We start from the raw sequence: 24,636 nt of genomic DNA, 5'->3' as shown, positions 1-24,636 counted from the left end.
AATTCTACAGCGTTCAAACTCGCTGTCAACACCTCTTTTTCAGTTTCTTTCGGAGTCATCCGAACAAACTGGCGATGCCTTAAACCAGCCTGACACCACCCTTCCACCGCACCGACCAAGCCCCGGCTTGACCACCCTCCAATTACTTAACCTTTTGATTTAAAAGAGGTTTTTCTTGGATTCCGCTGCGGAAGTGGTGCGCATTATAGGGATACGAAACGGCACGTCAACACTTTATTGAAATCTTTTCGTCATCTTATCTGCAGGGCCTGGAAACAGGCGCGGAAGCCTCTTCGAAACCATCGGCATCCGAAGCGCCAGGAGAATGCCTCCAGCGACCGCATAGCCTGCCCATTCCGCCATGTCCGCGCGTACGACCCAAAGCATATGCAGCAAGGCCAGCCCAAGGATCGGATAAATGAGCCGATGCAGCTGCTTCCAGCGCTTGCCAAGTCGACGAATGCTGAAGCGGTTCGACGTCACGGCCAGCGTAAGCAACATTGTGAAAGCCAGTGCACCGACAATGATGTAGGGGCGCTTGCTCAGATCCTTCGTCAACTGGCCCAGGTCCAGCCCAAGCAGAAACACCGCGTAGGCACTGATATGTAGAACTGCATAGGTAAAACACCAAAGCCCCAACTGCCGGCGCACCGCAATCCAGCCGCCCCACCCCGTCAGTTTCTGCAACGGGGTCATACCCAGCGTGATGAGCAGAAGCCAAAGCGCTCCCAGACCAAGTCGATCGACCAGAGCCTTACCCGGATCAGGCCCCAGATCGAAGATCCAGGCTTGGTAGAGCCACAGGGAAGGCGGAACCATCGCCGACAGGAAAACCACGACACGCCACAACCGATAACGCATCAGTAGAACTTCCGAAGGTCGAGACCGCTATACAGAGGTGCGACCTCGTCATAGCCATTGAACATGCGTGTCGGGATCACATTGGGGCTGAACAGGCCACTGGGGAGGCGCCGCTCATGCGCCTGGCTCCAACGGGGATGGTCCACTTCCGGGTTCACGTTGGAATAGAAGCCGTATTCGTCAGGGGCGATGGTCTCCCAGGTCGTCTTGGGCTGATCGGCCACAAGACTGATGCGCACGATGGACTTGATGCTCTTGAATCCATATTTCCAAGGCACGACAAGACGCAGGGGCGCACCGTTCTGGTTGGGCAACACCCGTCCATACATGCCCACGGCTATCAAGGTGAGGGGATGCATCGCTTCATCCATGCGCAGCCCCTCCATATAAGGCCAATCAATCAGCGAGAACCCGGAGCGTACGCCAGCCATTTCCTCTGGAGCCAAGCGCGTCTCGAAGCGCACGAACTTCGCATTCCCGGTCGGCTCCACGAGCCGCAGCAGTTCGGCCAGGGGAAAGCCCAGCCAGGGAATGACCATCGACCACCCCTCCACACAACGCAGCCGGTATATACGCTCCTCCAACTGATGGGGCTTAACCAGGTCTTCTATCGAGTAGGTACCAGGCTTGCCGACCTCGCCATCGATCTTCACCTGCCAGGGCTCGACCTTGAGCTTGTCGGCATAGCGTGCCGGGTCCCCCTTGTTGGTACCGAACTCATAGAAGTTGTTGTAGTGGGTCGCATCCTTGAACGGCGTCACTGCCTCGCCTGCAGCAGTCATGGCTTGCCAGCGCGCATCCTGCAACTTGCCCGTGAACCAGTCAGGTGCAGCCGCAGGCTCTACATCAGCCTATGCCGATGTAGAGCCTGCGGCATTGATGGGCAGGGATGACAGCACAGCGGCAGCACCAGCTCCCGCCATGAAGGTCCGGCGAGACAGGTAGATGGCTTCAGGAGTGACTTCGTCCTCGCGAGAAGAGGACGCGGCGGGAATTCGGATCAGCATGACGGCTCCACAGTTACGGCATGGGTTGCCCAATAGACTGCGGAGCCGTGCGGAAATTACATCACTCGACGCGTTGGCGGCGACGCAGTTGCAGCAAGTATTGCACCGGGCCGGACGCTGCGTAAGCGAGGAAGATCAGCAACAGGATACGCGGCGGATCACTGAAGACCACTGCGAACGCCAGCACCACGACCAGGATGGCCACGAACGGTACGCGCCCCTTCAGGTCCAGGTCCTTGAAGCTGTAGTACTTGACGTTGCTGACCATCAACATGCCTGCGGCCGCTACCAGCAGCGCAACGATGAAGGACATGTTCGAGCCCTTGATGCCGAAGTCGCTGAACGCCCATACGGTTCCCGCAACCACGCCAGCGGCAGCCGGACTGGCCAGCCCGATGAAATAGCGCTTGTCGGCCTTGCCGATCTGGGTGTTGAAACGCGCGAGGCGCAGCGCGGCACCGGCCACATAGATGAATGCCACGGTCAAACCTACGCTATTGAGCCCGCTCAGGGCCCATTCGAAAGCCAGAAGAGCCGGGGCAACGCCGAAGGCGACCATGTCGGAGAGCGAGTCGTACTCGGCACCGAAGGCGCTCTGGGTGTTGGTCAGGCGCGCGACACGCCCATCGAGGCTATCGAGCACCATGGCAACGAAAATGGTGGCTGCAGCGACCGAGAAGTTGCCGTTCATGGCGTTGATGATCGCGTAGAAACCGGCAAACAGGTTCGCGGTGGTGAACAGGTTGGGCAGCAGGTAGATGCCACGATGACGGACCTTTCGCCCTTCATCATCGTGCCCCTCTTCGACATGCTCGTCGATCGGCAGCAGGCTTTCGGCGTCAGGAGCCTCGTTCGGCTCTTCGGGACGGTCACTCATGAACAACATCCTTGCGGGGTATGCGAATGAATTTGACCGGGATGCAACTGGCAGGTTCGCGTCACGTCCCCGGTGATCAGGCTTTATACCAGAAGCGGGAGCGCCATGAAAAAACGCGGCCGTAGCCGCGTTTTTTCTCGAGCGTCGAAGACCTCAGTTCTTGGTCTTGTCGACGATCTTGTTGGCGGAGATCCACGGCATCATCGCTCGCAGACGCTCGCCAACCTGCTCGATCGGGTGAGCAGCGTTGTTGCGGCGGTAGGCGGTCATCGACGCGTAGTTCGAAGCACCTTCCTGAATGAACATCTTCGCGTATTCGCCGTCCTGGATGCGCTTCAGAGCGTTGCGCATGGCCTGACGGGACTCGGCGTTGATGACTTCCGGACCGGTCACGTACTCGCCGTACTCGGCGTTGTTGGAGATCGAGTAGTTCATGTTGGCGATACCGCCTTCGTACATGAGGTCGACGATCAGTTTCAGCTCGTGCAGGCACTCGAAGTAGGCCATTTCCGGCGCGTAGCCAGCTTCGACCAGGGTTTCGAAACCGGCTTTCACCAGCTCGACGCAACCACCGCAGAGAACGGCTTGCTCACCGAACAGGTCGGTTTCGGTTTCGTCCTTGAAGGTGGTTTCGATGATGCCGGTACGGCCGCCGCCAACGCCGCAGGCGTAGGACAGGGCGACGTTCTTGGCATTGCCGGAAGCGTCCTGATAGATGGCGACCAGGTCAGGGATACCGCCGCCCTTGACGAATTCGGAACGTACGGTGTGGCCTGGGGCCTTCGGCGCAATCATGATCACGTCGAGGTCGGCACGCGGAACGACCTGGTTGTAGTGGATGGCGAAGCCGTGAGCGAAGGCCAGGGTGGCGCCTTTCTTGAGGTTCGGCTCGACTTCTTCCTTGTACAGCTTGGACTGGAATTCGTCGGGGGTCAGGATCATGACCAGGTCAGCGGCGGCAACGGCTTCCGGCACGCTCTTCACGGTCAGGCCATGGGCCTGGGCCTTGGCGACGGTGGCGGAGCCCGGACGCAGGCCGACGGTCACGTCGACACCGGAATCCTTCAGGTTGCAGGCATGAGCGTGACCCTGGGAGCCGTAACCGATGATGGCTACTTTCTTGCCCTGGATGATCGAGAGGTCACAGTCTTTGTCGTAATAAACTTTCATGTTCCTGGCTCTTCTAAAACGAAAGGGATGGGGTGCGCGCACCGCGACGGAGCCACATTAAGCGATCCGTCCCATTGCGTAAAATGATATATTCGCAACGTCATGTGCCGATATTCGAAACACTCATGGATAGCCACGCGCTCAGGCTCTTTCTCTCATTGGCAGACAACCTGCACTTCGGCAAGACCAGCCGCGAGCAGCACGTCAGCCCCTCCGCACTTAGCCGAAGCATCAAGCAACTCGAAGACGAGGTCGGCGCGCCGCTGTTCGTTCGCGACAATCGCTCGGTCCAACTGACCCGCGAAGGGCAACAGTTCCGCGAATACGCGAGTGAAGTACTCAGCGGCTGGCAAGCCATCCGCCAGCGCTTCATGCAGGATCAGGTCGACCTGCACGGCGAGCTCTCCCTCTATTGCTCGGTGACGGCAAGCTACAGCTTCCTCTATGACATCCTCAGCAGCTTCCGCCAGGACTACCCTCGCATCGAAATGAAACTGCACACCGGCGACCCCGCAAAAGCGGTCGAGCGGGTACAACAGGGCCTGGAGGACCTCGCCATCGGCGCCCGGCCCGATAACCTGCCAGCCGGCGTCGACTTCCAGTCGATCACCCGCTCGGAGCTGCGTTTCATCGGCCCCCAATCTCCCCAATTACTGACGGAGGAGCAGCTGAAGGAGCCCACAGCGCAAAGCTGGAAAGACGTGCCGATGATCCTCTCGGAAGAAGGCCTGGCGCGTACCCGCACCGAGCGCTGGCTGAAAAGCCACAGCATCAAGCCGCGGATCTATGCACAGGTGGCCGGCAACGAAGCCATCGTCAGCATGGTGAGCCTGGGGTTCGGCATCGGCGTGGTTCCGCAGATCGTGCTCGACAACAGCCCCCTGACAGCGCGCATCCGCATCTACGACATCCAGCCGCCACTGACCGCCTACGACATCGGCCTGTTCGCCCTGGAAAAGCGCCTGAAGGATCCACTGATCGCAGCCTTCTGGAATCGCCGCCAGTAACCCAGGCAATAAAAAACCCCGCACCAGGCGGGGTTTTTCACAGGGCCGCAATCAGATGCTCAGCACCTTGTCGCCCCGGGCGATGCCGGTCACGCCACTGCGTACGGTCTCGAGGATCGATGCAGTGCCAATCGCCTGGATGAAGCTGTCCAGCTTGTCGGAGGTACCGGCCAGCTGGATGGTGTAGACGCTACTGGTCACATCGACGATCTGCCCACGGAAGATGTCGGTGGTGCGCTTGACCTCGGCGCGCTGGGCGCCGGTGGCCTTCACTTTCACCAGCATCAGTTCACGCTCGATGTGAGCGCTCTCCGACAGGTTCACCAGCTTGACCACTTCGATCAGCTTGTTGAGGTTCTTGGTGATCTGCTCGATCACCTCGTCCTGGCCAACGGTGGTCAGCGTCAGACGCGACAGGGTCGGATCCTCGGTGGGCGCGACGGTCAGGCTTTCGATGTTGTAGTTGCGTTGGGAGAACAGGCCGACGACACGGGACAGTGCACCGGGTTCGTTTTCCAGCAGCAGGGAAATGATGTGTCGCATGTTCAGGTCCGCTCCGTCTTGCTCAGCCACATATCGCGCATGGCGCCATCCCGGATCTGCATCGGATAGACGTGTTCGCTCGGATCGACCTGGATATCGAGGAACACCAGGCGATTCTTCAGCGCGAACGCTTCTTCCATCTTCGGTTTCAGATCCTTCAGGTCGGTGATGCGCATGCCAACGTGGCCATAGGCTTCAACCAGCTTGACGAAGTCCGGCAGCGACTCCATGTAGGAGTGCGAATAACGGCTGTTGTACTGCATGTCCTGCCATTGGCGGACCATGCCCAACGCGCCATTGTTGAGGTTGACGATCTTCACCGGCAAGTCGTACTGCAGGCAGGTGGACAGCTCCTGGATGTTCATCTGGATGCTGCCTTCACCGGTCACGCACGCCACGTCGGCATCCGGGAAGTTGAGCTTCACGCCCATGGCGGCAGGGAAGCCGAAGCCCATGGTGCCGAGGCCGCCGGAGTTGATCCAGCGATTGGGCTTGTTGAAGCGGTAGTACTGCGCGGCGAACATCTGGTGCTGGCCCACGTCGGACGCCACGTAAGCATCGCCCTTGGTGACTTCGCACAGCGTCTCGATGACGGTCTGCGGCTTGATGATGCTGCCGTCGCCCATTTCATAGGGGAACAGGCCACGATCACCGCGCCATTCCTCGATCTGCTTCCACCAGCTGGCGACGGTCTCCTTGTTCGGGGTCTCGCCGATTTCCTTGAGAATGGCGACCATCTCGGTGAGAACGCTGTCCACCGGCCCCACGATCGGGATGTCGGCCTTGATGGTCTTGGAGATCGAAGCCGGGTCGATATCGATGTGGATGATCTTGGCGTTCGGGCAGAACTTGCTCGCGCCGTTGATCACGCGATCGTCGAAGCGGGCGCCCACAGCCAAGATCACGTCGGCATGATGCATCGCCAGGTTGGCGGTGTAGCTGCCGTGCATGCCGAGCATGCCAACGAACTGGCGATCCATCCCCGGATAGGCACCGAGGCCCATCAGCGTATTGGTCACCGGCACATTGAGCATCTTGGCCAGTTCGGTCAGCGGCTCGGAAGCACCGCCCATGATCACGCCGCCACCGGCGTACAGGATCGGACGCTTGGCAGCCAGCAGCATCTCGGCCGCCTTGCGGATCTGGCCGGAGTGACCGCGAACGGCGGGGCTGTAGGAGCGCAGCTTGACCTTCTTCGGGTAGCTGTACTCGAACTTCTGGGTCGGATCGCCCATGTCCTTCGGGATGTCGACCACGACCGGGCCGGGACGGCCGGATTGGGCGAGATAGAAGGCCTTCTTGATCACTTCGGGGATTTCCGAAGGATGCTTGATGATGAAGCTGTGCTTCACGATCGGGCGGGAGATACCGACCATGTCGGTTTCCTGGAAGGCGTCGGTGCCCACCATGTTGCTCGGCACCTGCCCGGACAGCACGACCATGGGGATGGAGTCCATGTATGCGGTGGCGATGCCGGTGATGGCGTTGGTCGCGCCAGGGCCGGAAGTCACCAGCACCACGCCGGGCTTGCCGGTGGCACGGGCGTAGCCGTCGGCCATGTGGGTAGCAGCCTGCTCGTGGCGCACCAGGATATGGGTGACGTCACTTTCCTTGAACAGGGCATCGTAGATATGCAGGAGGGCACCACCCGGGTACCCGTAGATGTACTTAACGCCTTCGTCACGCAACGAGCGGACGACCATTTCAGCGCCAGATAAAAGCTCCACGTTGATCACCTCTATAACGCCAGTAAACCGCCCGCGACCGGACGGCCTGAATAGGTTTGCTTGCAAGTAGTCACGTGAACGACGGGTAGTCGGACTACGTCAGCTACTGACTGAGCAAGCATCGGGGCGGCCCCTGAGAGTTGTTGCGGGGCTTTCCCACCCAGCGCGAGGTAACGCGTTGCGGGTGTAACAGGTCGGCGCGGGTATGCACCTCATCGACTATGGCAGCTACCGACTTGCGGCCGGCCCACTGACACAGCGAACCGTGGATTCTTCGGATTGGAGAGGGACAAGTCAAGCAATCCGTGCGTGTTTCTTCGATCACGGGGCTGTGACACGCAGCAGGATGACGATAGGCGGGTTTTGGTTATAGTAATTGCCAGGTCACGATCGATCACAAGGAAACAGCATGCGTCGCATCATTCTCACGGGCAGCCTGCTGCTCGCCCTGGGCAGTTCCGCCATGGCCAGCCAGGTCTACAAATGGGTGGACGCGCAGGGTGTCACCCACTTCGGTGCCCAGCCGCCGCAGGGCCAGGACGCCAAGTCGATCAGCACCGGCACAGCGCAACCCAAGGAAGTGAAACCCAGTTTCGAGAACCCCTACCCCGTCCAGCCGAAGGCCGAGGAAAAGGCCGAGCCCGCCAAGCCGGCCGCCCCGGCGAACGCCGGCAGCGATGAAAAACAGAAGGCCATCGACGAGAAGGTCAAGGCCGACGTCGCCAAGCAGGAAGCCGAGCGCAAGAAGTACTGCGACACCACGCGCACCAACCTCGCGCAGCTGCAGAACAACCCGCGCCTGCGAGTGGATGAAGGGGGCCAAATACGTCGCCTGTCCGAGGAAGAGCGCCAGGCCAAGATCGCGGAAGCCAAGAAGACGATAGACGAAAACTGCAACTGACCGAAGATTGCTGCGGCGCACCCAACGCCGCAGCAACACCTCACCCGATCAGACGATCGAACTCACCCAGCGCATCCAGCAACGAACGCACCTCGACGGGGCGCTCGCGATAGGCCATCTCGGCCATGGGGCGAATGCCCGACGCTTGCGGCAGATCACGCCCCGACTCCAGGATGAGCTTCATCCGCGGCAGGAAAATCCACTGCAGCCATTGCTCGAAGGCCAGCGTATCGACGCAGAACGGCTCCTGGCTGGAAAGCGCCTCCTCACTCGGAGGCACTTCTGCCCACCAACCGAGCACACGCAACTCACGCTCGATCAGCAGCAATTGATCGGCCACATCGGAAAGGCGCGGATCCATCAGGAACTGACCTTGGCCCGCTGGCGTGCCTGGGCGGCACCTGAAGGATCCCCCTGGCGCTCACGGGACTTGGCAACCAGCTCCCACAGGCCAGCCTGCAATGCAGGGCGACCATTGGAGAGGCTGAGGCCACGACGGGCAAGCTGCTCGGCCTGGGCGGCATCACCCTGGGCCAGGCGCACCTCGGCGAGGCGATAGAGCACCTGCGGCTCACGCGGCGCGATGCGCTGGGCACGTTCCAGGCTGGAAGAGGCACCGTTGAGATCACCGCCACTCTGCTGCTGCTGGGCGGTGGTCAGCAACGCCAGGACCGGGCCATCCAGTTGCTCGTCGGCAGCCAGGCTGCCGCCGCTGGGGATACCACTCGGCGCGGAAGGCATGCTGTAGCTGCCGGTGGAAAGCGGTGCGGAGCTCGAAGGCCCCGGAGTGATCGGGCCGGGCGTGATGGGGCCGGTGCTGATCGAACCGCTGATGGGCGCGCTGGGGGCGGGCATCGCCTGGGCGGAACTGCCACTGGCACCCGGCACCATCACCACCACGCCAGCATCCTGGGCGTCGTACTGCGGCTGCGGTGCGGCGACCGGGGCACGGTATCCGCCGCCGGCGCCCTCTTCCTGTTCGGACATCGGGCCACCGGAATCGACCACCGGAATGGCGTTTCGCTGGGGAGTCGCACAGCCGGTCAGCATGACCGCAACGGTCAGGACAGGAATCCACCCTTTATTCACATCAGATCCTCTTGGTTCATTGCATCCAGCCACGGACCCAGTCCATCACCGAGTCCACTGGCGCACCCATTCCACATGGCTGGCCCGGCGCCGGCTCGCTGCCGCGAATATACGGCATCTGCACCGCACCCGGGCAGCTGGAATCCGAGCCCTGGCCGCTGTGCGGATCGATCCACGCCTGCACCACGTTATCCGGCATCGGCATGTCCAGGGGCAGCGGATCGGCCTTGCGCATGAAGCTCGTCCACACCTGCAACGCACCGGTGGCGCCGGTGAGCGGCGTCTTGCCATTGTCGTCACGGCCGAGCCATACGACAGCCAGCAGATCCTGGCTGAAGCCGGCGAACCAGCTGTCACGGGAATCGTTGGTGGTCCCGGTCTTCCCGGCCAGGTTCAGCGAGCTGGGCAGTTGGGTATACACCGAGCGCCCGGTCCCCTCCCGCATTACCCGCTGCATGGCGTTCTGCACCAGGTAGATGGCGCCCGGATCGAAGCGCTGCTGGATCTGGAAGGGGTAGCGCTTGAGCGGCTCGCCTTCGGCGGTCAGCACACTGCGAATCCCGCGCAAGGGCGTATTGAATCCCCCGCTGGCCAGGGTCTGGTACATGGTCGCCACTTCCATCGGGCTCAGCGCACCAGCACCGAGCAGCATCGACGGGAAGGCCGGCCACTCGCGTGAAACACCGAGCCGTTCGAGGGTTTTGAGCACGTTCGGCACGCCCAGTTCCAGGCCCAGCTTGGCGGTCGACAGGTTGTAGGAGTTGGCGAGCCCCTGGTACAGGTAGATGCTGCCGTGCGCCTGGCGGTCATAGTTCTGCGGCGTCCACACCTGGCCGTCCTGCCCCTTCACCGAGAAGGGCTCGTCCTGCACCCAACTGGTCAGCGTGTACTGGCTGGGGCGCTCCAGGGCGGTGAGATACACCGCAGGCTTGACCAGCGAACCGATCGGGCGCACGGCGTCGATCGCGCGGTTGAAGCCGGCGAAGCGCGGCTGACGACTGCCCACCAGCGCCTGGACCTCGCCCGTTTCCGGGTTGCTCACCACCATCGCCGACTCGACCTCCTCGACCCCCTTACGGCCAGCCAGGCGCTTGAGCGTCTCGTCGAGCGCGGATTCGGCCTTCAGCTGCAGAATCGGGTCGAAGCTGGTGAAGATGCGCAGCCCCTCTTCGGTGAGGTCTTCATCGCGGTAATCCTGGCGCAGCTGGCGCTTGACCAGGTCGAGGAACGCGGGGAACGAGCTGTCCGCCAGGCTGCCGCGCTGGGTCACGCCCAGCGGCTTGGCCTTGGCCTCGGCCGCCTCTTCCGGCGTGACGATGCCCTGCTCGGCGAGCAGGTCCAGCACCAGGTTGCGGCGCTCCAGCGCGCGCTCGGGATTACGACGCGGGTTGTACTGGGACGGCCCCTTGACCATGCCCACCAGCAGCGCGACCTGATGCAGCTTCAGCTCGGACAGCGGCTGGCTGAAGAAGTACTGGCTGGCGAGCCCGAAGCCGTGCACGGCGCGCTGCCCGTCCTGGCCGAGGAACACCTCGTTGAGGTAGGCCTCGAGGATCTCGCGCTTGTCGTAGTGCAGCTCCAGCAGCACCGCCATCATGGCTTCGGTGGCCTTGCGGCTGATGCTGCGTTCGTTGGTCAGGTAGAAGTTCTTCACCAACTGCTGGGTCAAGGTACTGCCACCCTGGCGCAGCTGGCCGGCGGTGGCGTTGACCCAGATGGCACGGGCGATGGACTTGAGCGAGACCCCCCAGTGGTTGAAGAACTCGCGATCCTCCACCGCCACCAGCGTCTCCACCAGGTAGGCAGGGACCTGCTCCAGCTTGATCAGCACACGGTCCTCGTGGTGGGCGGGGTAGAGACCGCCGATCAGCAACGGCTCGAGGCGTGCCACGGCCAGGTTGCCACCGTTGGCCTGGGTCAGGCCGGCCACGTAGTCGCCGGAGAAGCGCACCTTGATCCGCTGCGCAGGCTCGGGGCCTTCGTAGAACTGGAAGCCACGGGTGTTGAGTTCCACGGCGCTGCCCGCAACGGACGCCGAACCCGGGCCATTGGCCGCGCTTTCACGGCGGTAGCCCAGCGCATCGAGTTCCTTGAGGAAATCATCCTTGGCCAGCTTCAGGCCCACGAACAATTCCAGCGGCCGTGCATAGACCTTGGCCGGAACCGTCCAGCGCTTGCCGGAGAATTTTTCCTGGACGATGGCATCCAGGTAGATGGCGAATCCCGCCAGCACCACCAGCCCCACGAGGCCGAGCTTCAAGCCCCAGCCAAATAGGGTACGGAGGCCGCTGGAGCGGGGCTTTTTACGGGAGCGGGGGGATCGGGAACGGGTCATGGCGGCGCATTATACGCACTTTGTCCACAGCCAGAAGGCGCCTCCTGACGGTTTGCAGAGTGGTGCACAGCGGCCATAATGCCCCGCTCTGCCAGCCTCTCCAGCAAGGAAAGACCGTGAGCCAAGCACTGATTGCCGCCCTGCAAGACCCTGCCATTTATCCGCATCCTGTGGAAGGCTTCACGGTCATCGAAACGCACATTTCCTGGGTCCTGCTCACCGGCCCCTATGCCTACAAGATCAAGAAGCCGGTGAACTTCGGCTTCCTCGACTTCACCAGCCTGGAAGCCCGCGAGCGCTTCTGCGGTGAAGAAGTGCGCCTCAACCAGCGCCTCACCCATGACCTCTACCTCGACGTCCTGCCCATCACCGGCAGCGAGGCGGCCCCGCGACTGGGCGGCGAAGGCCCCGCCATCGAGTTCGCCATCCGCATGGCGCAGTTCCCCCAGGCCAACCTGCTGAGCGAGGTCCAGGCACGCGGCGAACTGACCCCGGCGCACATCGACGCCCTGGCGGTGCAGATCGCCCAGTTCCACCTGCAGTCCCCCCAGGTCGCCGTCGAGCACCCGCTGGGCACCCCGGAAATGGTCATGGCGCCGGTGCAGCAGAACTTCGACCAGATCCGCCCGATGCTCAGCAACAAGGCCGACCTGCAACAGCTCGACGCGCTGGAAGCCTGGGCCCGGAGCAGCTACGAGCGCCTGCTGCCGCTGCTGGCCGAGCGCAAGAACAACGGCTCGATCCGCGAATGCCACGGTGACATCCACCTGGGTAACGCCACCCTGATCGACGGCGAAGTGGTGCTGTTCGACTGCATCGAATTCAACGAGCCCTTCCGCTTCACCGACGTCTACGCCGACATCGGCTTCCTGGCCATGGACCTCGAGGATCGCGGCCTCAAGTCGCTGTCCCGTCGCCTGATCAGCCGCTACCTGGAAGAGACGGGCGACTACAAGGGCCTGGAAGTGCTGAACTTCTACAAGGCCTACCGCGCCCTGGTCCGCGCCAAGATCGCCCTGTTCAGCCTGGCGCACCAGAGCGACGCCGTGCAGCAGGCCGCCACCCTGCGCCAGTACCGCAACTACGCCAACCTGGCGGAAAGCTACAGCGCCATCCCCTCGCGCTTCCTCGCCATCACCCACGGTGTTTCCGCCGTCGGCAAGAGCCACGTCGCCCTGCGCCTGGTGGAGGCCCTCGGCGCCATCCGCCTGCGCTCCGACGTGGAGCGCAAGCGCCTGTTCGGCCAGCAGCAGGGCGAACAGAACGACCTCTACAGCGGCATCTACAGCGCCGAAGCGACCGCCCGCACCTACCAGCACCTGCACCAGTTGGCGGAAACCGTCCTGCACGCCGGCTTCCCGGTGGTGATCGACGCCGCCTACCTCAAGCAGGCCCAGCGCCAGGCTGCGCAGGACGTCGCCGAACAGGTCGGCACCCCGGTCGTCATACTCGACTGCCAGGCCCCCGATGCCGTCATCGCAGGCTGGCTGGAGCAGCGCAAGCAGCAGGGCGGCGATCCCTCCGACGCCACGCTGGAGGTGGTGCATGCCCAGCAGGCGAGCCGCGAAGCCCTGACCGCCGAGGAGCAGACCCACAGCAAGCGCATCGACACCCACGATGCCAGCAGCCTAGACAGCCTTGTCGAGCGCATTCGCCAGCACCTGCCCGGCCTCTGATCGGCCGCGTCATCCACAGCGCGGCGGGCAGTGCTCGCCGCGGCTTCTATACTCCCGGTGAATTCTCACCGGATGAGTAGCGATGACAGCCCCCCACCAGCTCGACAACCCCCTCTACCGCCTGCTGCACAATGACGATGTGGCCGGCTTCAATGCACAGAAGCCCAAGGAAGGCCCGGTCGACATGGCCTCGGGCGATTTCCGCGGCCTCGACCTGCGAGGCCTCGACGCCGCACGCATCGACTTCACCGGTGCCTACTTCCGGGGCTCCGACCTGCGAGGCCTGGACCTGCGCGAGGCCAGCCTCGAAGGCGCCAGCCTCGCCCACGCGCAGATATCCGGCGCCTACTTCCCCACCGAACTGGCGGCCGACGAGATCCTCATGTCGGTGAACTTCGGCACCCGCCTGCGCTACAACACCCACAAATAGCGCCGCGCACCCGCTGCGGGCCTCACCCGACCGAGGATCGGCCCCAGGCGGGTCGCGCCCGCACGGATGGCGTCTACGCTGATACCCGGGCGCAAGCTCCGCAGGAAACCGAAGGCAGGGGCAAGCCGCGATTGGCGCCGGGCAGGGATGCAGTCACCCGGCTACGCAGTATCAGATGGCCGCTACACTTGCTCGAATCGACCGGGATTGATCCTTTGCGCCCTACCATCGCAAGGAGGCTGGATGAACGACGAACTGCAACACCTGAAGAACCTCGGCAAGACCTCGGCACAGTGGCTGCACGCGGTGGGCATCCACAGCGCCTCCGACCTGCGCCGCCTCGGTGCGGTGGGCGCCTACCGCGCCGTCCGCGCCCGGGGGTTCCGCGCGTCCAAGGTGCTGCTCTACGCCATAGAAGGCGCCCTGCTGGACGTGCACTGGAACGACCTCTCACCGGGGCACAAGGCGGAACTGAACGGGCAGTTGGATGCGTTGCCACCCAACAACAAGAGCTAGCTCACAACCTGGGCGAGATAGGATTTACTGCGATGGCGATGCGCCCTATTGTTTCAGGGACGTTCGTGCGTCCAAGCCGCCCAGCCAGTTCAAGGAATTACTGTCATGTACCTACTCGGGGAGCAACCTGCTTACGCCGACCAGTTGATCAACCGACTGCAAAGCATTCCCGGCCAGCTGCTCGATGGGCTCGAGCCCTCGGGCCCGCCGCTGCGCCTCGATGCGGTGGAGGACCTGGCCAAGGTGCTGCCCGGCAACCAGCTGTTCCTCATCGAGAACGGCCTGCTGCATGCGCTGGTCGACGAACGCCCGCTGTTCTACCTCCAGGAGGGCGACCTGGTCGGCCTGCGCCAGGGCATCGAGCTGCCCAGCTGCCGCTATCGCAGCGACGAGCCGCTGAGCCTCGTCCCCTACGCCCGTGGTGATGTGTTCAAGCACATCTACGGCAGCGAGAAGGGCCAGGAGCTGTTCATCCAGTACCTGATCGGCCACACCGCCCTGCTCTCCGACGCACTCGCCCGCCTCAAGCAGCCCGAGATCCGCCCCGCCACCGGCTTCCAGCACTTCGCCGCCGGCGAGGAGCTGATCCACCAGGGCGACGAAGCCGACCACGTGTTCATCATCATAGAAGGGCATGCCGAAGCCTTCGTCGACGGGCAGAAGGTCGGTGACGTGCAGAAGGACGAGATCTTCGGTGCCATGGCGGTGTTCACCCGCGAGAAACGCAGCGCCACCGTGGTCGCCAGCGAGCCCTGTACCGTGATGGTGATCCCCAAGGACCAGTTCCTCAGCCTGATGCAGAGCAACCCGCGCATCGCCCACAGCCTGATCGAGAGCATGGCCCGCCGCATCGACCTGCTGAACAAGGAAGTCACCCAGCAACGCCTGGCCAAGCCGGCGGAGTGACCTCCGGCCCCTCCAACAAAAACCCCGGCCAAGTGCCGGGGTTTGTGCTTTACAGCCCACCTCGACGAGCGAGATGAAAATAATTCGCAGAAAGCGTTGACAGTGAAATGAGAATTGTTATTATTACCGCAACTGGTCGCGAGATCAGCCGGTAAGCTGGGAGACCAAGCAGTCGGACTCTTCAGATTATCTCCTCATCAGGCTAATCACGGTTATTGACCCGGCACTTTTGCCGGGTCTTTTTTTGCCTGTGAAAACGTCTCCCCCGCCTCGCCCCGCGTGCCTGGGCCTCACTTCTTCGGCGTGCCCGCCGGCAGGGTGGCGTTGAGCAGCTGCGCCAGGCGGATGCCCGCTTCCTGCACCCGGCGCTCGGCCAGCGGCAGGAATTTCTTCAGGTAGCGACGATCCAGGGTGTCCTGGTTGCCACCCGCCTCGCCGTCCTCGTCGCCCCCCTGGGTACCGCGCCGCGCCCATTCCTCGCTCTTCGACTGCTTGAAGGCATCGGGCTTGAAGACCTTCCTGCCGCCGGCCTTCGGATACAGGTCATCGTCACGAACGATGGCGCAGGATTCCCCCGACCAGCTCGCCGGCGTACCCGCCTCGGGTTTCGGCAGGTCCTCGGACAGCCTGGCGGTGTAGGCCGCCTGGTCCAGGCGCCGGCTGGCCAGCAGGTAGCTGTCCCAGACGCCGTGCAGGTTGTAGTCGCGGCCGCCGACCACCACCGGGAAGTCGTTGCCGCCCTTGTCCAGGCGATAGCTGTTGTGCAGCGGCTGGTGGATGTCGCCCACGAAGTGCACCACGAACATCAGCGCCATGACCTTCTGGTTGTCGTTCGCCTTGGGGTCTGCCAGCAGCGCGGCATTGCGCTCGATGGCCGCCACCACGCACTGGCCATCCGGGCAGTCACGCGCAGCCTGGTAGGCGCAATCGTCGGTCTTGTAGTTGATGTAGTGCTGCGCGCGGGTCTGCTCCCAGAGCGTCTGGAAGTCCGGCATGTTGCGCAGGTTGTCGGCCCAGCTGGCGACGGCGGAGAGGTGCTGCTGGCGCACCAGCGCCAGCAGGCGATCGGCCTCGGCCTTGGCCGCTGGCGTCAGTTGTGCTTCGGCGATATCGGCCACCACCGCGTGGCCCAGTTGGCCCCAGGCACCGGCCTGGGCGCCCCAGAGCAAGCTGCCGATGAAGAGACCGGCACCCAGGGCCCGGCGAAATCCGTTGTGCTGCATGTTTCCCCCTAATGGCTGTGCCCAGGCAAGAAGCGCCCTCGGGCGCGCCTGGACGTCGCACCCACGCGCAAGGAAATGACTCAGTGATCGAGGGTCATGGCGTCCAGCGTCAGCCGCACCATGTCGTGGAAGTCGTCCTGCCGCTGCTCGGCCGAAAGCTTCTCGCCGCTGATCAGGTGGTCGCTCACCGTCAGCACCGCCAATGCCTGGCGCCCCAGTTCCGCCGCCACGCCATAGAGCCCGGCGGCCTCCATCTCCACCGCGAGCACGCCCATGCGCGTCATGCGCTGGGCCCAGGCCGGGTCCGGCTCGTAGAACAGGTCGGCGGAGAAGACGTTGCCCACATGCACCGGCTGCCCGCTCTCATCGGCGCGGCGCACGGTGCGTTCCAGCAGCCGGTAGTCGGCCAGGGCGGCGAAATCGAAGCCGCCGAAACGCTTGCGGTTGACCACCGAATCGGTGGACGCGCCCTGGGCGATCACCAGGTCGCCGACCTTCACGCCTTCCTGCAGCGAACCGCAACTGCCGACGCGGACGATGCGCTGCACGCCGTACTGGCTGAACAGCTCATGGGCGTAGATCGACAGCGAGGGAATGCCCATCCCCGAGCCCATCACGGAGATGCGCAGGCCCCGGTAGAAGCCGGTGAAGCCGAGCATGTTGCGCACCGCATTCACCTGGCGGACGTCCGTCAGGTAGGTGTCGGCGATCATCTTCGCCCGCAGCGGGTCGCCCGGCATCAGTACGGTTTCGGCGAAGTCGCCCGCCAGGGCGGTGATGTGGGGAGTGGCCATCTAGGGGTTTCCGGATTCAGGGTTGAGGAAGGACTCGCCGTGGGTGCAGGCCGGCAGGTCGAAGAAGCGGGCCAGGCTCTGGCCGATGTCGGCGAAGCTGCCACGCTCGCCCAGGCTGCCGGGCGTGATGCCGGCACCGAAGGCCAGCACCGGGACGTGCTCGCGCGTATGGTCGCTGCCCGGCCAGCTCGGGTCGCAGCCATGGTCGGCGGTGAGCACCAGCACATCGCTCGCCTGCATCGCCGCCAGCAGCTCCGGCAGGCGGCGGTCGAAGGCTTCCAGCGCCAGCGCGTAGCCGGCGATGTCGCGGCGGTGGCCGAAGAGCATGTCGAAATCGACGAAGTTGGCGAACACCAGGCTGCGCTCCGGCGCTTCGGCCAGGGCCTGCAAGGTCGCCTCGAACAGCGCCTCGTTGCCATCGCCCTTGTACAGTCGGCTGATGCCCCGGTGGGCGAAGATGTCGCCTATCTTGCCCACCGCGAACACCTGGCCGCCCGCCTCCACCAGCCGGTCCAGCAGGGTCGGCGCGGGTGGCGGCACGGCGTAGTCGCGGCGGTTGCCGGTACGGCGGAAATCGAGGGCACGGGTGCCGACGAAGGGTCGCGCGATCACCCGCCCGATGTTCCAGTCATCGCACAGCTCGCGGGCGATCTCGCACACCTCGTAAAGCCGCTCCAGGCCGAACGCCTCCTCGTGGGCGGCGATCTGGAACACGCTGTCCGCCGAGGTGTAGCAGATGGGCTTGCCGCTCTGCAGGTGCGCCTCGCCCAGTTCTTCGAGAATGGTGGTGCCCGAGGCGTGGCAGTTGCCGAGGATGCCCGGCAGGCCGGCGCGCTCGATCAGCGCATCCAGCAGCTCGGGCGCGAAGCTGTTCTCCTTCTCGGCGAAATAGCCCCAGTCGAACAGCACCGGCACACCGGCCATCTCCCAGTGGCCGGACGGCGTGTCCTTGCCACTGGACAGCTCGCGGGCATGGCCGTGGGCGCCGATGGCGGGCGCCCCGGGATCGAAGCCCGGTGGGTAAGCGCCCGCGCTGGCCGCCGCCGCATGGCCCAGCCCCAGCCTCTCCAGGTTTGGCAGGCGCAAGGGGCCGCGGCGCAGCGGACCGTCCGCCTCGCCCCGGGCGCAGGCCTCGGCGATGTGCAGCAGGGTGTTGGCACCCTGGTCGCCGAAGCGCCCGGCATCGGCAGTGGCGCCAATGCCGAAGGAGTCGAGGACCAGCAACAAGGCTCTGCCCATGGCCCGCTCCTAGTAACGCCGGCCGATCAGCTCGGCGACACTCGCCTCGCCGTCGCCCAGCCGATAGGCCGCACGCAGGGCCGCCGCCGCACGCTCGGCGCTGGCGGCATCCCGCGCATGCACCAGCCCCAGCGGCTGCTCATCCCCTACCCGCTCACCGGGCAGCGCCAGCGCGCTGAAGCCCACGGCCGGGTCGACCTCATCCTCCGGGCGCTTGCGCCCTCCCCCCAGGGCGACCACCGCGAGCCCGACGGCGCGGGTATCCACCGCCTGGACGATGCCGCCGCGTTCGGCGTGCACCGGGTGCACCACCGGCGCCCAGGGCAGGTGGCGCCAGGGCTCGCGATGCAGGCCACGGGGGCCGCCCAGGGCATCCACCATCTGGTTGAAGCGCTGCAACGCAGCACCGTCGCGCCAGGCCTGCAGCAGGTGCGCACGGGCCTGGGCGCAGTCCTCGGCCAGCCCGGCCGCCACCAGGGTTTCCTCGGCCAGCACCAGGGTCACTTCCCACAGGCGCGGGCTGCGTACCTCGCCCTTGAGCAGGGCCAAAGCTTCCTCCACCTCCAGGGCGTTGCCGGCACTGCGGGCCAGCGGCTGGTTCATATCGGAGATCACCGCGCGGGTGCGCACGCCGGCGCCATTGGCCACCGCCACCAGGCTGCGCGCCAGCAGGTCGGCCTGCTGCGGGTCGCTCATGAAGGCGCCGTTGCCGCTCTTCACGTCCATGATCAGCACATCGAGCCCGGCCGCGAGCTTCTTCGCCAGGATGGACGCGGTGATCAGGTCCACCGACTCCACCGTGCCGGTGACATCGCGGATGCCATACAGGCGCTTGTCGGCCGGCGCCAGGTCGGCGGTCTGGCCGATGATGGCGCAGCCCACCTCCGCCACCACCGTGCGCAGGCGCTCGGGGTCAGGCCGGGTGCAATAGCCGGGGATGCTTTCCAGCTTGTCCAGGGTGCCGCCGGTGTGCCCCAGGCCGCGCCCGGAGATCATCGGCACGTAGCAGCCGCAGGCCGCCAGCAGCGGCGCCAGCACCAGGCTCACCAGGTCGCCCACGCCACCGGTGGAGTGCTTGTCCACCACCGGGCCGGGCAGCTTCCACTCCAGCACCTGGCCGGAATCGCGCATGGCGGTGGTGAGGGCGATGCGCTCCTCCAGGCTCATGCCCTTGAGCAGCACCGCCATGGCGAAGGCCGCCACCTGGCCCTCGCTGAGGCTGGAATCGCTGATGCCTTCGACGAAGCGGCGGATATCCTCACCCGCCAGCTCCAGCCCATCGCGCTTGCGGCGAATCACTTCCTGCGCCAGCCACATATCAGTAACCCTCCGGCGCGGCAGCGGGCTCGGCCTGGCCGAGCACCCGCAGCAAGTCGCCGAGCAGGCTGGAGGCACCGAGGCGCAGATGCCGGGCATCCACCCAGCCCAGCCCCAGCTCACCGGCCGCCAGCTCGATGTAGCAGCGCGCATCGGCCAGGGTACGAAGGCCTCCCGCTGGTTTGAAACCCACGCGGCCTCCCGTCTCGCGGATCGCCCCGAGCATCAGCGCAGCCGCCTCGGGCGTGGCATTGACCGCCACCTTGCCGGTGCTGGTCTTGATGAAATCCGCCCCGGCCGCGATGGCGTCACGGCTGGCCTGGCGGATCAGCGCCGGGTCGCCCAGCTCGCCGGTCTCGAGGATCACCTTGAGCAGCACCCGCTCACCGCACGCGGCCTTGCAGGCGGCGACCATCTCGCGGCCGCGCTCGGCATCGCCGGCCAGCAGCGCGCGGTAGGGGTAGACCAGGTCCACCTCGTCCACGCCATCGAGCACCGCCGCAGCGGTCTCGCGCACGGCGGCGGCGATGTCATCGGCGCCCTGGGGGAAGTTGGTCACGGTGGCGATGCGCAGGTCACCGGCGCCCAGCGCCTCCAAGGTACGGCGGGCGAAGCCGATGAAGCGCGGGTAGATGCACAGCGCTGCCACTCGCCCCTCGGGGGTCAGGGCGCGCCGGCACAGCGCGGCGATGGCCGCCTCGTCGTCATCGTCGTTGAGCGAAGTCAGGTCCAGCAGGCCGATGGCCATCCGGGCCAGTTCGGTATCCGTCAATTGCGTCATTCGGAACATTTCCCCAGAGGCGCGGATTCCGGCGCCCCATTGCAGTGATTCGATCAGAGCGAAACGAACAGTCCGGCCAGAGCCGCACTCATCAGGTTAGCCAGGGTGCCGGCGATCATCGCGCGAACCCCGAGTCGGGCCAGGTCCTTGCGCCGGTTGGGCGCCATCACCCCCATGCCGCCCAGCAGGATGCCGATGGAGGACAGGTTGGCGAAGCCGCACAGGGCGAAGGTGACGATCACCTGGGTGTGGGCGCTGAGCACCTCGACACCGGCGGCCGACGCCTGGATCGGATTGATGTAGCGGGCGAAGTCGACATAGGCGACGAACTCGTTGAGCACGATCTTCTGGCCGATGAAGCCGCCGGCCTGGATCGCCTCCGCCCAGGGCACGCCGAGCAGCCAGGCCACCGGGGCGAAGGCGTAGCCCAAGAGCAGCTGCAGGGTGACGCCGGGGTAGCCGACGAAGCCGCCGAGCCAGCCCATCAGGCTGTTGAGCACCGCCACCAGGGCGATGAACACCAGCAGCATGGCCCCCACGTTCAGCGCCAGCTGCAGGCCGCTGGAGGCACCGGCGGCGGCGGCGTCGAGCACGTTGGCCGGGCGGTCGTCGGCGTAGCCTTCGATCAGGTCCGGGCGGTCCTGGGGCGTCTCACTCTCGGGCTCCATCAACTTGGCCATGAGCATGCCGCCGGGCGCCGACATCAGGCTCGCGGCGATCAGGTACTTGAGATCAACGCCGAGGCTGGCGTAGCCGATCATCACCGAGCCGGCGGTGGAGGCCAGGCCGCAGACCATCACCGAGAACAGCTCGGAGCGGGTCATGTGCGGGATGTAGGGGCGCACCACCAGCGGCGCCTCGGTCTGGCCGAGGAAGATATTGGCGGTGGCCGAGAGCGACTCGGTGCGGCTGGTGCCCATGGCGCGCTGCAGGGCGCCACCGATCACCGAAATGATCACGTCCATGATGCGCAGGTAGTAGAGCACCGCGATGAAGGCGCTGAAGAACACGATCACCGGCAGCACCTTGATGGCGAAGACGAAGCCGCCGCCACCGAACAGATCGAACATCTTCGTGCTGTTGAGACCGCCGAAGAGGAAGTCGATGCCCTTGGTCGCACTGTCCTCCAGGCTGCTGACCACATGGGACATGGCCGCCAGGGAGTTCTGCCCCCAGGGCACGTAGAGGACGAAGGCGGCGAAGCCCGCCTGCAGCACGAAGGCCGTGCCGACGGTGCGCAGGTTGATGGCGCTGCGCTTGGAGGACAACAGGTACGCGATTACCAGCAACATCAGGATGCCGAGCATGCCGATCATGAAATGGATTCCCCGGAAGAAGGTGCGTCGTTGTTCTTGTCGTTGTTCTAGAGGGCGAAGGCGCCGGGCAGCAGCTCGTCGACGCGCCACAGGCGGGTCGACCCCGGGTCGCTGCCGCAGCAGATCACCGGGCAGTCGGCCTCCATCAGCTCGCTGATCACCTGTCGGCAGGCGCCGCAGGGACTGATCACCGGCACTTGCGGGGCGAACACCAGCAAGGCCTTGAAGCTGCGCGGCGCATGGCCCTGGCTGATGGCGGCGAACAACGCGCTGCGCTCGGCGCAGTTGGTCAGCCCGTAGGAGCCGTTTTCCACGTTGCAGCCGAGGACCACCTGGCCGTCATGGGTGAGCAGCGCCGCCCCGACGGGGAATCGGGAATAGGGGCTGTAGGTCCGTGCCGCAGCCTCGATGGCCTGGGGCAACAACCGCTCGCACAGAGCGGATCGAGCAACATCGTTCATGGGTACCGTCCGGGACTCTGGGTCGCCTTCTTTATGGTTATCGGGCGCCCGTCATGCGGGCGCCTCCTTGTCGCAAACCGCTATTCCCGCTGACTGACCGCAACCTCCACACGGCGGATGCGCCCCGCGCCCTCGGCCTCGCCCGCCGGCGTGCCGGCCTGGTCCCGGGCCACCAGGTAGTCGATCAGCGCGTCCAGGTCGGAGATGCCGCTGTCGCGGTGCTCCGTCCCTTCGCGGAACAGGCTGAAGCCGTCGCCGCCCTCCGCCAGGAAGGCGTTGGACACCACGCGATAGCGCCCATCCGCCAGCACCGGCTGGCCGTCCAGGCGCAGGCTGTCGACCAGCACGCGCTGCCCGGCCGGCCTGCCCGCATCCCACTGGTAGGTGAAGGACGAGGAAACCTGCAGCGGTGTGAAGCCATCCCCGCCCCGCCACTGCTGTTCCAGCAGCGCCACCAGTTGGGTGCCGCTCAGGGTCAGCAGGTGCAGGGTGTTGTTGAAGGGCTGCGAGCCGGCCACCTGGGAGTAGCTGACCGTCTCCAGCCCCGGCTCCAGTGCCAGGTCGCCACGGATGCCGCCGGGATTCATCAGCGCAAGCTGTGCGCCCTGCGAGCGGGTCGCGGCGAGCTGCGCATCGGCGATCAGGTCGCCCATGGCCGACTCGCCCGCCTCGTTCATTTCGCGACGCACCTCGGGGGCCGCCAGGCGGGCGATGGGCCGCGCCAGCACCACGGCGCTGCGCGCCTCGATCTCGCCCTGCAGCGCGGCGAGCTTCTCGTCCGGCGCATAGCGCGCCGGGTCGGCCAGCAGATTGCGGGCCTCGACGCCGGTCACCTCGTGCGTGCCCGGCGTCACCTCCAGGGTGAGCTGGGTCAGCAGGTGGCCGTAGGAGGCGCCCTGGGTCACCGGCAGCCTGCCCACCCGGCACAGGTAGCCCTGGTGGCTGTGGGCGCTGATCAGCAGGTCCACCGCCGGGTCCAGGCGCTTGGCGACCTCGACGATGTCCCCACCCAGTTGCTGGCAGGCGGGCGCATCGAAGGGCTCCGGCGTGCTGCCGCCCTGGTGCACCACGGCGACGATGGCGTTGGCACCGGCAGCCTTGATCTCGGGGATCAGCGCGTTGATCGAGTCGGCCTCGTCGCGCACCTCCAGCCCGGCCAGGCCACTGGGGCGGACCACGCTGGCGACGTCCCGCAGGATGGCGGCGACGAAGGCCACCTTGACCCCCTTCACCTCCTCGATGCGATAGGCCGGCAGCAGCGGCTTGCCGCTGGCGCTGTCCACCAGGTTGGCGGCCAGGTAGTCGAACCCGGCCCCCTCGTACTCACCCCGGAAGCGGCAGGCCTTGTCCGGGCGCGGCGACTCGCAGCCGCCGTTGATCTGCCGCAGCAGCTCGGTCTTGCCCAGGTCCAGCTCATGGTTGCCCACGGCGGTGAAGCGCAGGCCCATGGCCTTGAGCGCCTCCAGGCTGGGTTCGTCGGCCCACATGGCGGAGATCGGCGGGCTGCCGCCCACCAGGTCGCCGGCGCCGATGAACAGCAGCTGCGGGTCCTGCTTGCGCAGCTCCGCCAGCATGCCGCCGAGCGTGGCGATGCCGCCGGCGTTCACCGAGAGCGTCTTGCCGGGGTTGGCCGGGTCCGGGTAGCGGTAACTGCTGCCCTGGATGTAGCCGTGGAAATCGTTGATCGCCACCAGATTCACCGCCACCGGCTGCGCGGCTTCCTGCCCGCAACCGGCCAGGCCGGCGAGCAGGAGGACGCCCAGCATGCGGCTGCGGGCAAGGGAACGGGACATGCGTGACTCCCCTGCGCGCATCAGGCCGGCTGCAGCTGGCCGCTGGCGACCGGCGCCGCCGTGCGGACCACGGTACCCATGCCGGCGCGCAGCAGGAGGATCTTCAGGTGGTCGGTGATGCGCTCGACGCGGTCCTGGAAGTGGTTGTGGAAGATCATCGCGACCAGGGCGATGGCGATGCCCAGCGCAGTGGCGAACAGCGCGGTACCGATGCCCTTGGACACTTCGCCCGGGTCGGATACGCCGGCCTCGGCCAGGGCACGGAAGGTGTCGATGATGCCGAGGATGGTGCCCAGCAGGCCCAGCAGCGGCGCCGCGGTGACCACGGTCTCGAGGATCCACAGGCCGTGCATCAGCTTGCCGCGGGTGGCGATGTAGATGGATTCGCTGAGGTCTTCGAGATCCTTGTGCGAGGTGACCGCGCCCTTCTGCTCGAACAGCTGGTCGATCATCTCCAGCGGCAGGCTGCGGCGGCCATTGAGCGCGGCCGGCAGCTCGTCGATGCCGTGCATGCTCGGCACCAGCGCCGCTTCCAGCTTCACCGCCTGGCGCAAGCTGTAGGCGAAGAAGATGCCGCGCTCCACGGCGATGAAGGCCGCCAGGGCGGCGGCGCCGTACATCACGTAGAAGGTGATGTCGTGCAGCAGATCCATATTCATGTGGTACC

23 protein-coding genes and 1 pseudogene are annotated in these 24,636 nt (G+C 65.2%); 6 read left to right on the top strand and 18 right to left on the bottom strand.

The annotated features are described in order from the left end of the window. Positions 1-234: 234 nt before the first annotated feature. The 4 genes and pseudogenes from msrQ to ilvC all read right to left on the bottom strand — a co-directional run bounded on the left by msrQ (position 235) and on the right by ilvC (position 3,915). On the bottom strand, positions 235-861 hold the full coding sequence (gene msrQ, locus WFQ67_RS29135) for a protein-methionine-sulfoxide reductase heme-binding subunit MsrQ (RefSeq protein WP_337058907.1): 627 nt from the start codon (positions 859-861) through the stop codon (positions 235-237). Beyond that, positions 861-1,868, bottom strand: a pseudogene (gene msrP, locus WFQ67_RS29130) (protein-methionine-sulfoxide reductase catalytic subunit MsrP). Before msrP ends, msrQ begins: the two are co-directional and overlap by 1 nt. A 61-nt stretch (positions 1,869-1,929) precedes the next feature. Beyond that, positions 1,930-2,745 carry a CDP-diacylglycerol--serine O-phosphatidyltransferase gene (gene pssA, locus WFQ67_RS29125; protein WP_173179240.1) on the bottom strand — a complete coding sequence of 272 codons (816 nt, stop codon included), beginning with the start codon at positions 2,743-2,745 and terminating at the stop codon, positions 1,930-1,932. A gap of 153 nt (positions 2,746-2,898) precedes the next feature. Continuing rightward, complete coding sequence (ilvC, locus tag WFQ67_RS29120; protein WP_016494721.1) at positions 2,899-3,915, bottom strand: ketol-acid reductoisomerase; 1,017 nt, start codon at positions 3,913-3,915, stop codon at positions 2,899-2,901. 125 nt (positions 3,916-4,040) lie between these two features. On the opposite strand from ilvC, the gene ilvY reads away from it, so the two are divergent. Further along, positions 4,041-4,922: an HTH-type transcriptional activator IlvY gene (gene ilvY, locus WFQ67_RS29115; protein WP_337058909.1), complete on the top strand. Its 882-nt coding sequence runs from the start codon at positions 4,041-4,043 to the stop codon at positions 4,920-4,922. Positions 4,923-4,973: 51 nt separating this feature from the next. Here the strand turns inward: ilvY and ilvN are convergent, their stop codons facing one another. Together ilvN and WFQ67_RS29105 are read right to left on the bottom strand one after the other, a co-directional pair. Next, positions 4,974-5,465: an acetolactate synthase small subunit gene (gene ilvN, locus WFQ67_RS29110; protein ID WP_173179236.1), complete on the bottom strand. Its 492-nt coding sequence runs from the start codon at positions 5,463-5,465 to the stop codon at positions 4,974-4,976. A 2-nt stretch (positions 5,466-5,467) separates the two neighbouring features. After that, positions 5,468-7,192 (bottom strand): acetolactate synthase 3 large subunit, encoded by a 1,725-nt coding sequence (locus WFQ67_RS29105; protein ID WP_213626302.1) that lies wholly within the window; start codon positions 7,190-7,192, stop codon positions 5,468-5,470. Positions 7,193-7,601: 409 nt separating this feature from the next. On the opposite strand from WFQ67_RS29105, the gene WFQ67_RS29100 reads away from it, so the two are divergent. Beyond that, the gene (locus tag WFQ67_RS29100) at positions 7,602-8,093 is read left to right on the top strand and encodes a DUF4124 domain-containing protein (RefSeq protein WP_337058906.1); all 492 of its coding nucleotides are present in this window, start codon (positions 7,602-7,604) and stop codon (positions 8,091-8,093) included. A gap of 40 nt (positions 8,094-8,133) precedes the next feature. Here WFQ67_RS29100 and WFQ67_RS29095 read toward each other — a convergent pair whose 3' ends face one another. Genes WFQ67_RS29095 through mrcB form a run of 3 tightly spaced genes read right to left on the bottom strand, consistent with a single transcriptional unit; the run spans position 8,134 to position 11,517 of the window. Continuing rightward, entirely contained in the window at positions 8,134-8,454 is a 321-nt protein-coding gene (locus WFQ67_RS29095) for a YqcC family protein (protein WP_173179232.1), read from the bottom strand. Next, a complete protein-coding gene (locus WFQ67_RS29090) occupies positions 8,454-9,182 on the bottom strand; it encodes a tetratricopeptide repeat protein (RefSeq protein ID WP_213626304.1) in 729 nt (242 codons plus the stop codon). Before WFQ67_RS29090 ends, WFQ67_RS29095 begins: the two co-directional genes overlap by 1 nt. Positions 9,183-9,198: 16 nt before the next feature. Next, on the bottom strand, positions 9,199-11,517 hold the full coding sequence (gene mrcB, locus WFQ67_RS29085) for a penicillin-binding protein 1B (RefSeq protein ID WP_337058904.1): 2,319 nt from the start codon (positions 11,515-11,517) through the stop codon (positions 9,199-9,201). 116 nt (positions 11,518-11,633) lie between these two features. Here mrcB and WFQ67_RS29080 point away from each other — a divergent pair, with 116 nt between their 5' ends. From WFQ67_RS29080 to WFQ67_RS29065, 4 genes are all read left to right on the top strand, one after another. Continuing rightward, positions 11,634-13,193 carry a bifunctional aminoglycoside phosphotransferase/ATP-binding protein gene (locus WFQ67_RS29080; RefSeq protein WP_337058902.1) on the top strand — a complete coding sequence of 520 codons (1,560 nt, stop codon included), beginning with the start codon at positions 11,634-11,636 and terminating at the stop codon, positions 13,191-13,193. A gap of 82 nt (positions 13,194-13,275) precedes the next feature. After that, positions 13,276-13,623, top strand: a complete 348-nt coding sequence (locus WFQ67_RS29075; protein ID WP_111260118.1) for a pentapeptide repeat-containing protein — start codon at positions 13,276-13,278, stop codon at positions 13,621-13,623. Positions 13,624-13,866: 243 nt separating this feature from the next. Continuing rightward, complete coding sequence (locus WFQ67_RS29070) at positions 13,867-14,139, top strand: TfoX/Sxy family protein (RefSeq protein ID WP_111260119.1); 273 nt, start codon at positions 13,867-13,869, stop codon at positions 14,137-14,139. Positions 14,140-14,244: 105 nt separating this feature from the next. Further along, positions 14,245-15,045, top strand: a complete 801-nt coding sequence (locus WFQ67_RS29065) for a cyclic nucleotide-binding domain-containing protein (protein WP_021219294.1) — start codon at positions 14,245-14,247, stop codon at positions 15,043-15,045. A 290-nt stretch (positions 15,046-15,335) separates the two neighbouring features. Here WFQ67_RS29065 and WFQ67_RS29060 read toward each other — a convergent pair whose 3' ends face one another. From WFQ67_RS29060 to WFQ67_RS29020, 9 genes are all read right to left on the bottom strand, one after another. After that, positions 15,336-16,268 (bottom strand): S1/P1 nuclease, encoded by a 933-nt coding sequence (locus WFQ67_RS29060; RefSeq protein ID WP_337058901.1) that lies wholly within the window; start codon positions 16,266-16,268, stop codon positions 15,336-15,338. 80 nt (positions 16,269-16,348) lie between these two features. Continuing rightward, a complete protein-coding gene (gene deoD, locus WFQ67_RS29055) occupies positions 16,349-17,062 on the bottom strand; it encodes a purine-nucleoside phosphorylase (RefSeq protein WP_213626308.1) in 714 nt (237 codons plus the stop codon). Next, positions 17,063-18,301, bottom strand: coding sequence for a phosphopentomutase (locus WFQ67_RS29050; RefSeq protein WP_213626309.1), 1,239 nt, complete (start codon positions 18,299-18,301; stop codon positions 17,063-17,065). A gap of 9 nt (positions 18,302-18,310) precedes the next feature. Continuing rightward, the gene (gene deoA, locus WFQ67_RS29045; RefSeq protein ID WP_337058899.1) at positions 18,311-19,618 is read right to left on the bottom strand and encodes a thymidine phosphorylase; all 1,308 of its coding nucleotides are present in this window, start codon (positions 19,616-19,618) and stop codon (positions 18,311-18,313) included. Between the two features lies 1 nt (position 19,619). Then, complete coding sequence (gene deoC / locus WFQ67_RS29040) at positions 19,620-20,399, bottom strand: deoxyribose-phosphate aldolase (protein ID WP_337058898.1); 780 nt, start codon at positions 20,397-20,399, stop codon at positions 19,620-19,622. 53 nt (positions 20,400-20,452) lie between these two features. Beyond that, a complete protein-coding gene (locus WFQ67_RS29035) occupies positions 20,453-21,715 on the bottom strand; it encodes a NupC/NupG family nucleoside CNT transporter (protein ID WP_213626311.1) in 1,263 nt (420 codons plus the stop codon). Positions 21,716-21,762: 47 nt separating this feature from the next. Continuing rightward, on the bottom strand, positions 21,763-22,176 hold the full coding sequence (gene cdd, locus WFQ67_RS29030; protein ID WP_173179212.1) for a cytidine deaminase: 414 nt from the start codon (positions 22,174-22,176) through the stop codon (positions 21,763-21,765). Positions 22,177-22,256: 80 nt separating this feature from the next. Continuing rightward, entirely contained in the window at positions 22,257-23,969 is a 1,713-nt protein-coding gene (locus WFQ67_RS29025) for a bifunctional metallophosphatase/5'-nucleotidase (RefSeq protein WP_213626312.1), read from the bottom strand. A 20-nt stretch (positions 23,970-23,989) separates the two neighbouring features. Next, positions 23,990-24,628, bottom strand: coding sequence for a MotA/TolQ/ExbB proton channel family protein (locus tag WFQ67_RS29020; RefSeq protein WP_173179208.1), 639 nt, complete (start codon positions 24,626-24,628; stop codon positions 23,990-23,992). Positions 24,629-24,636 lie beyond the last annotated feature (8 nt).

Origin of the sequence: Pseudomonas sp. USHLN015, from assembly GCF_037153275.1 — a bacterium.
In the GTDB taxonomy this organism is placed as follows: Bacteria; Pseudomonadota; Gammaproteobacteria; order Pseudomonadales; family Pseudomonadaceae; genus Metapseudomonas; species Metapseudomonas tohonis.
This window is presented reverse-complemented; position numbering and strand designations above follow the sequence as displayed.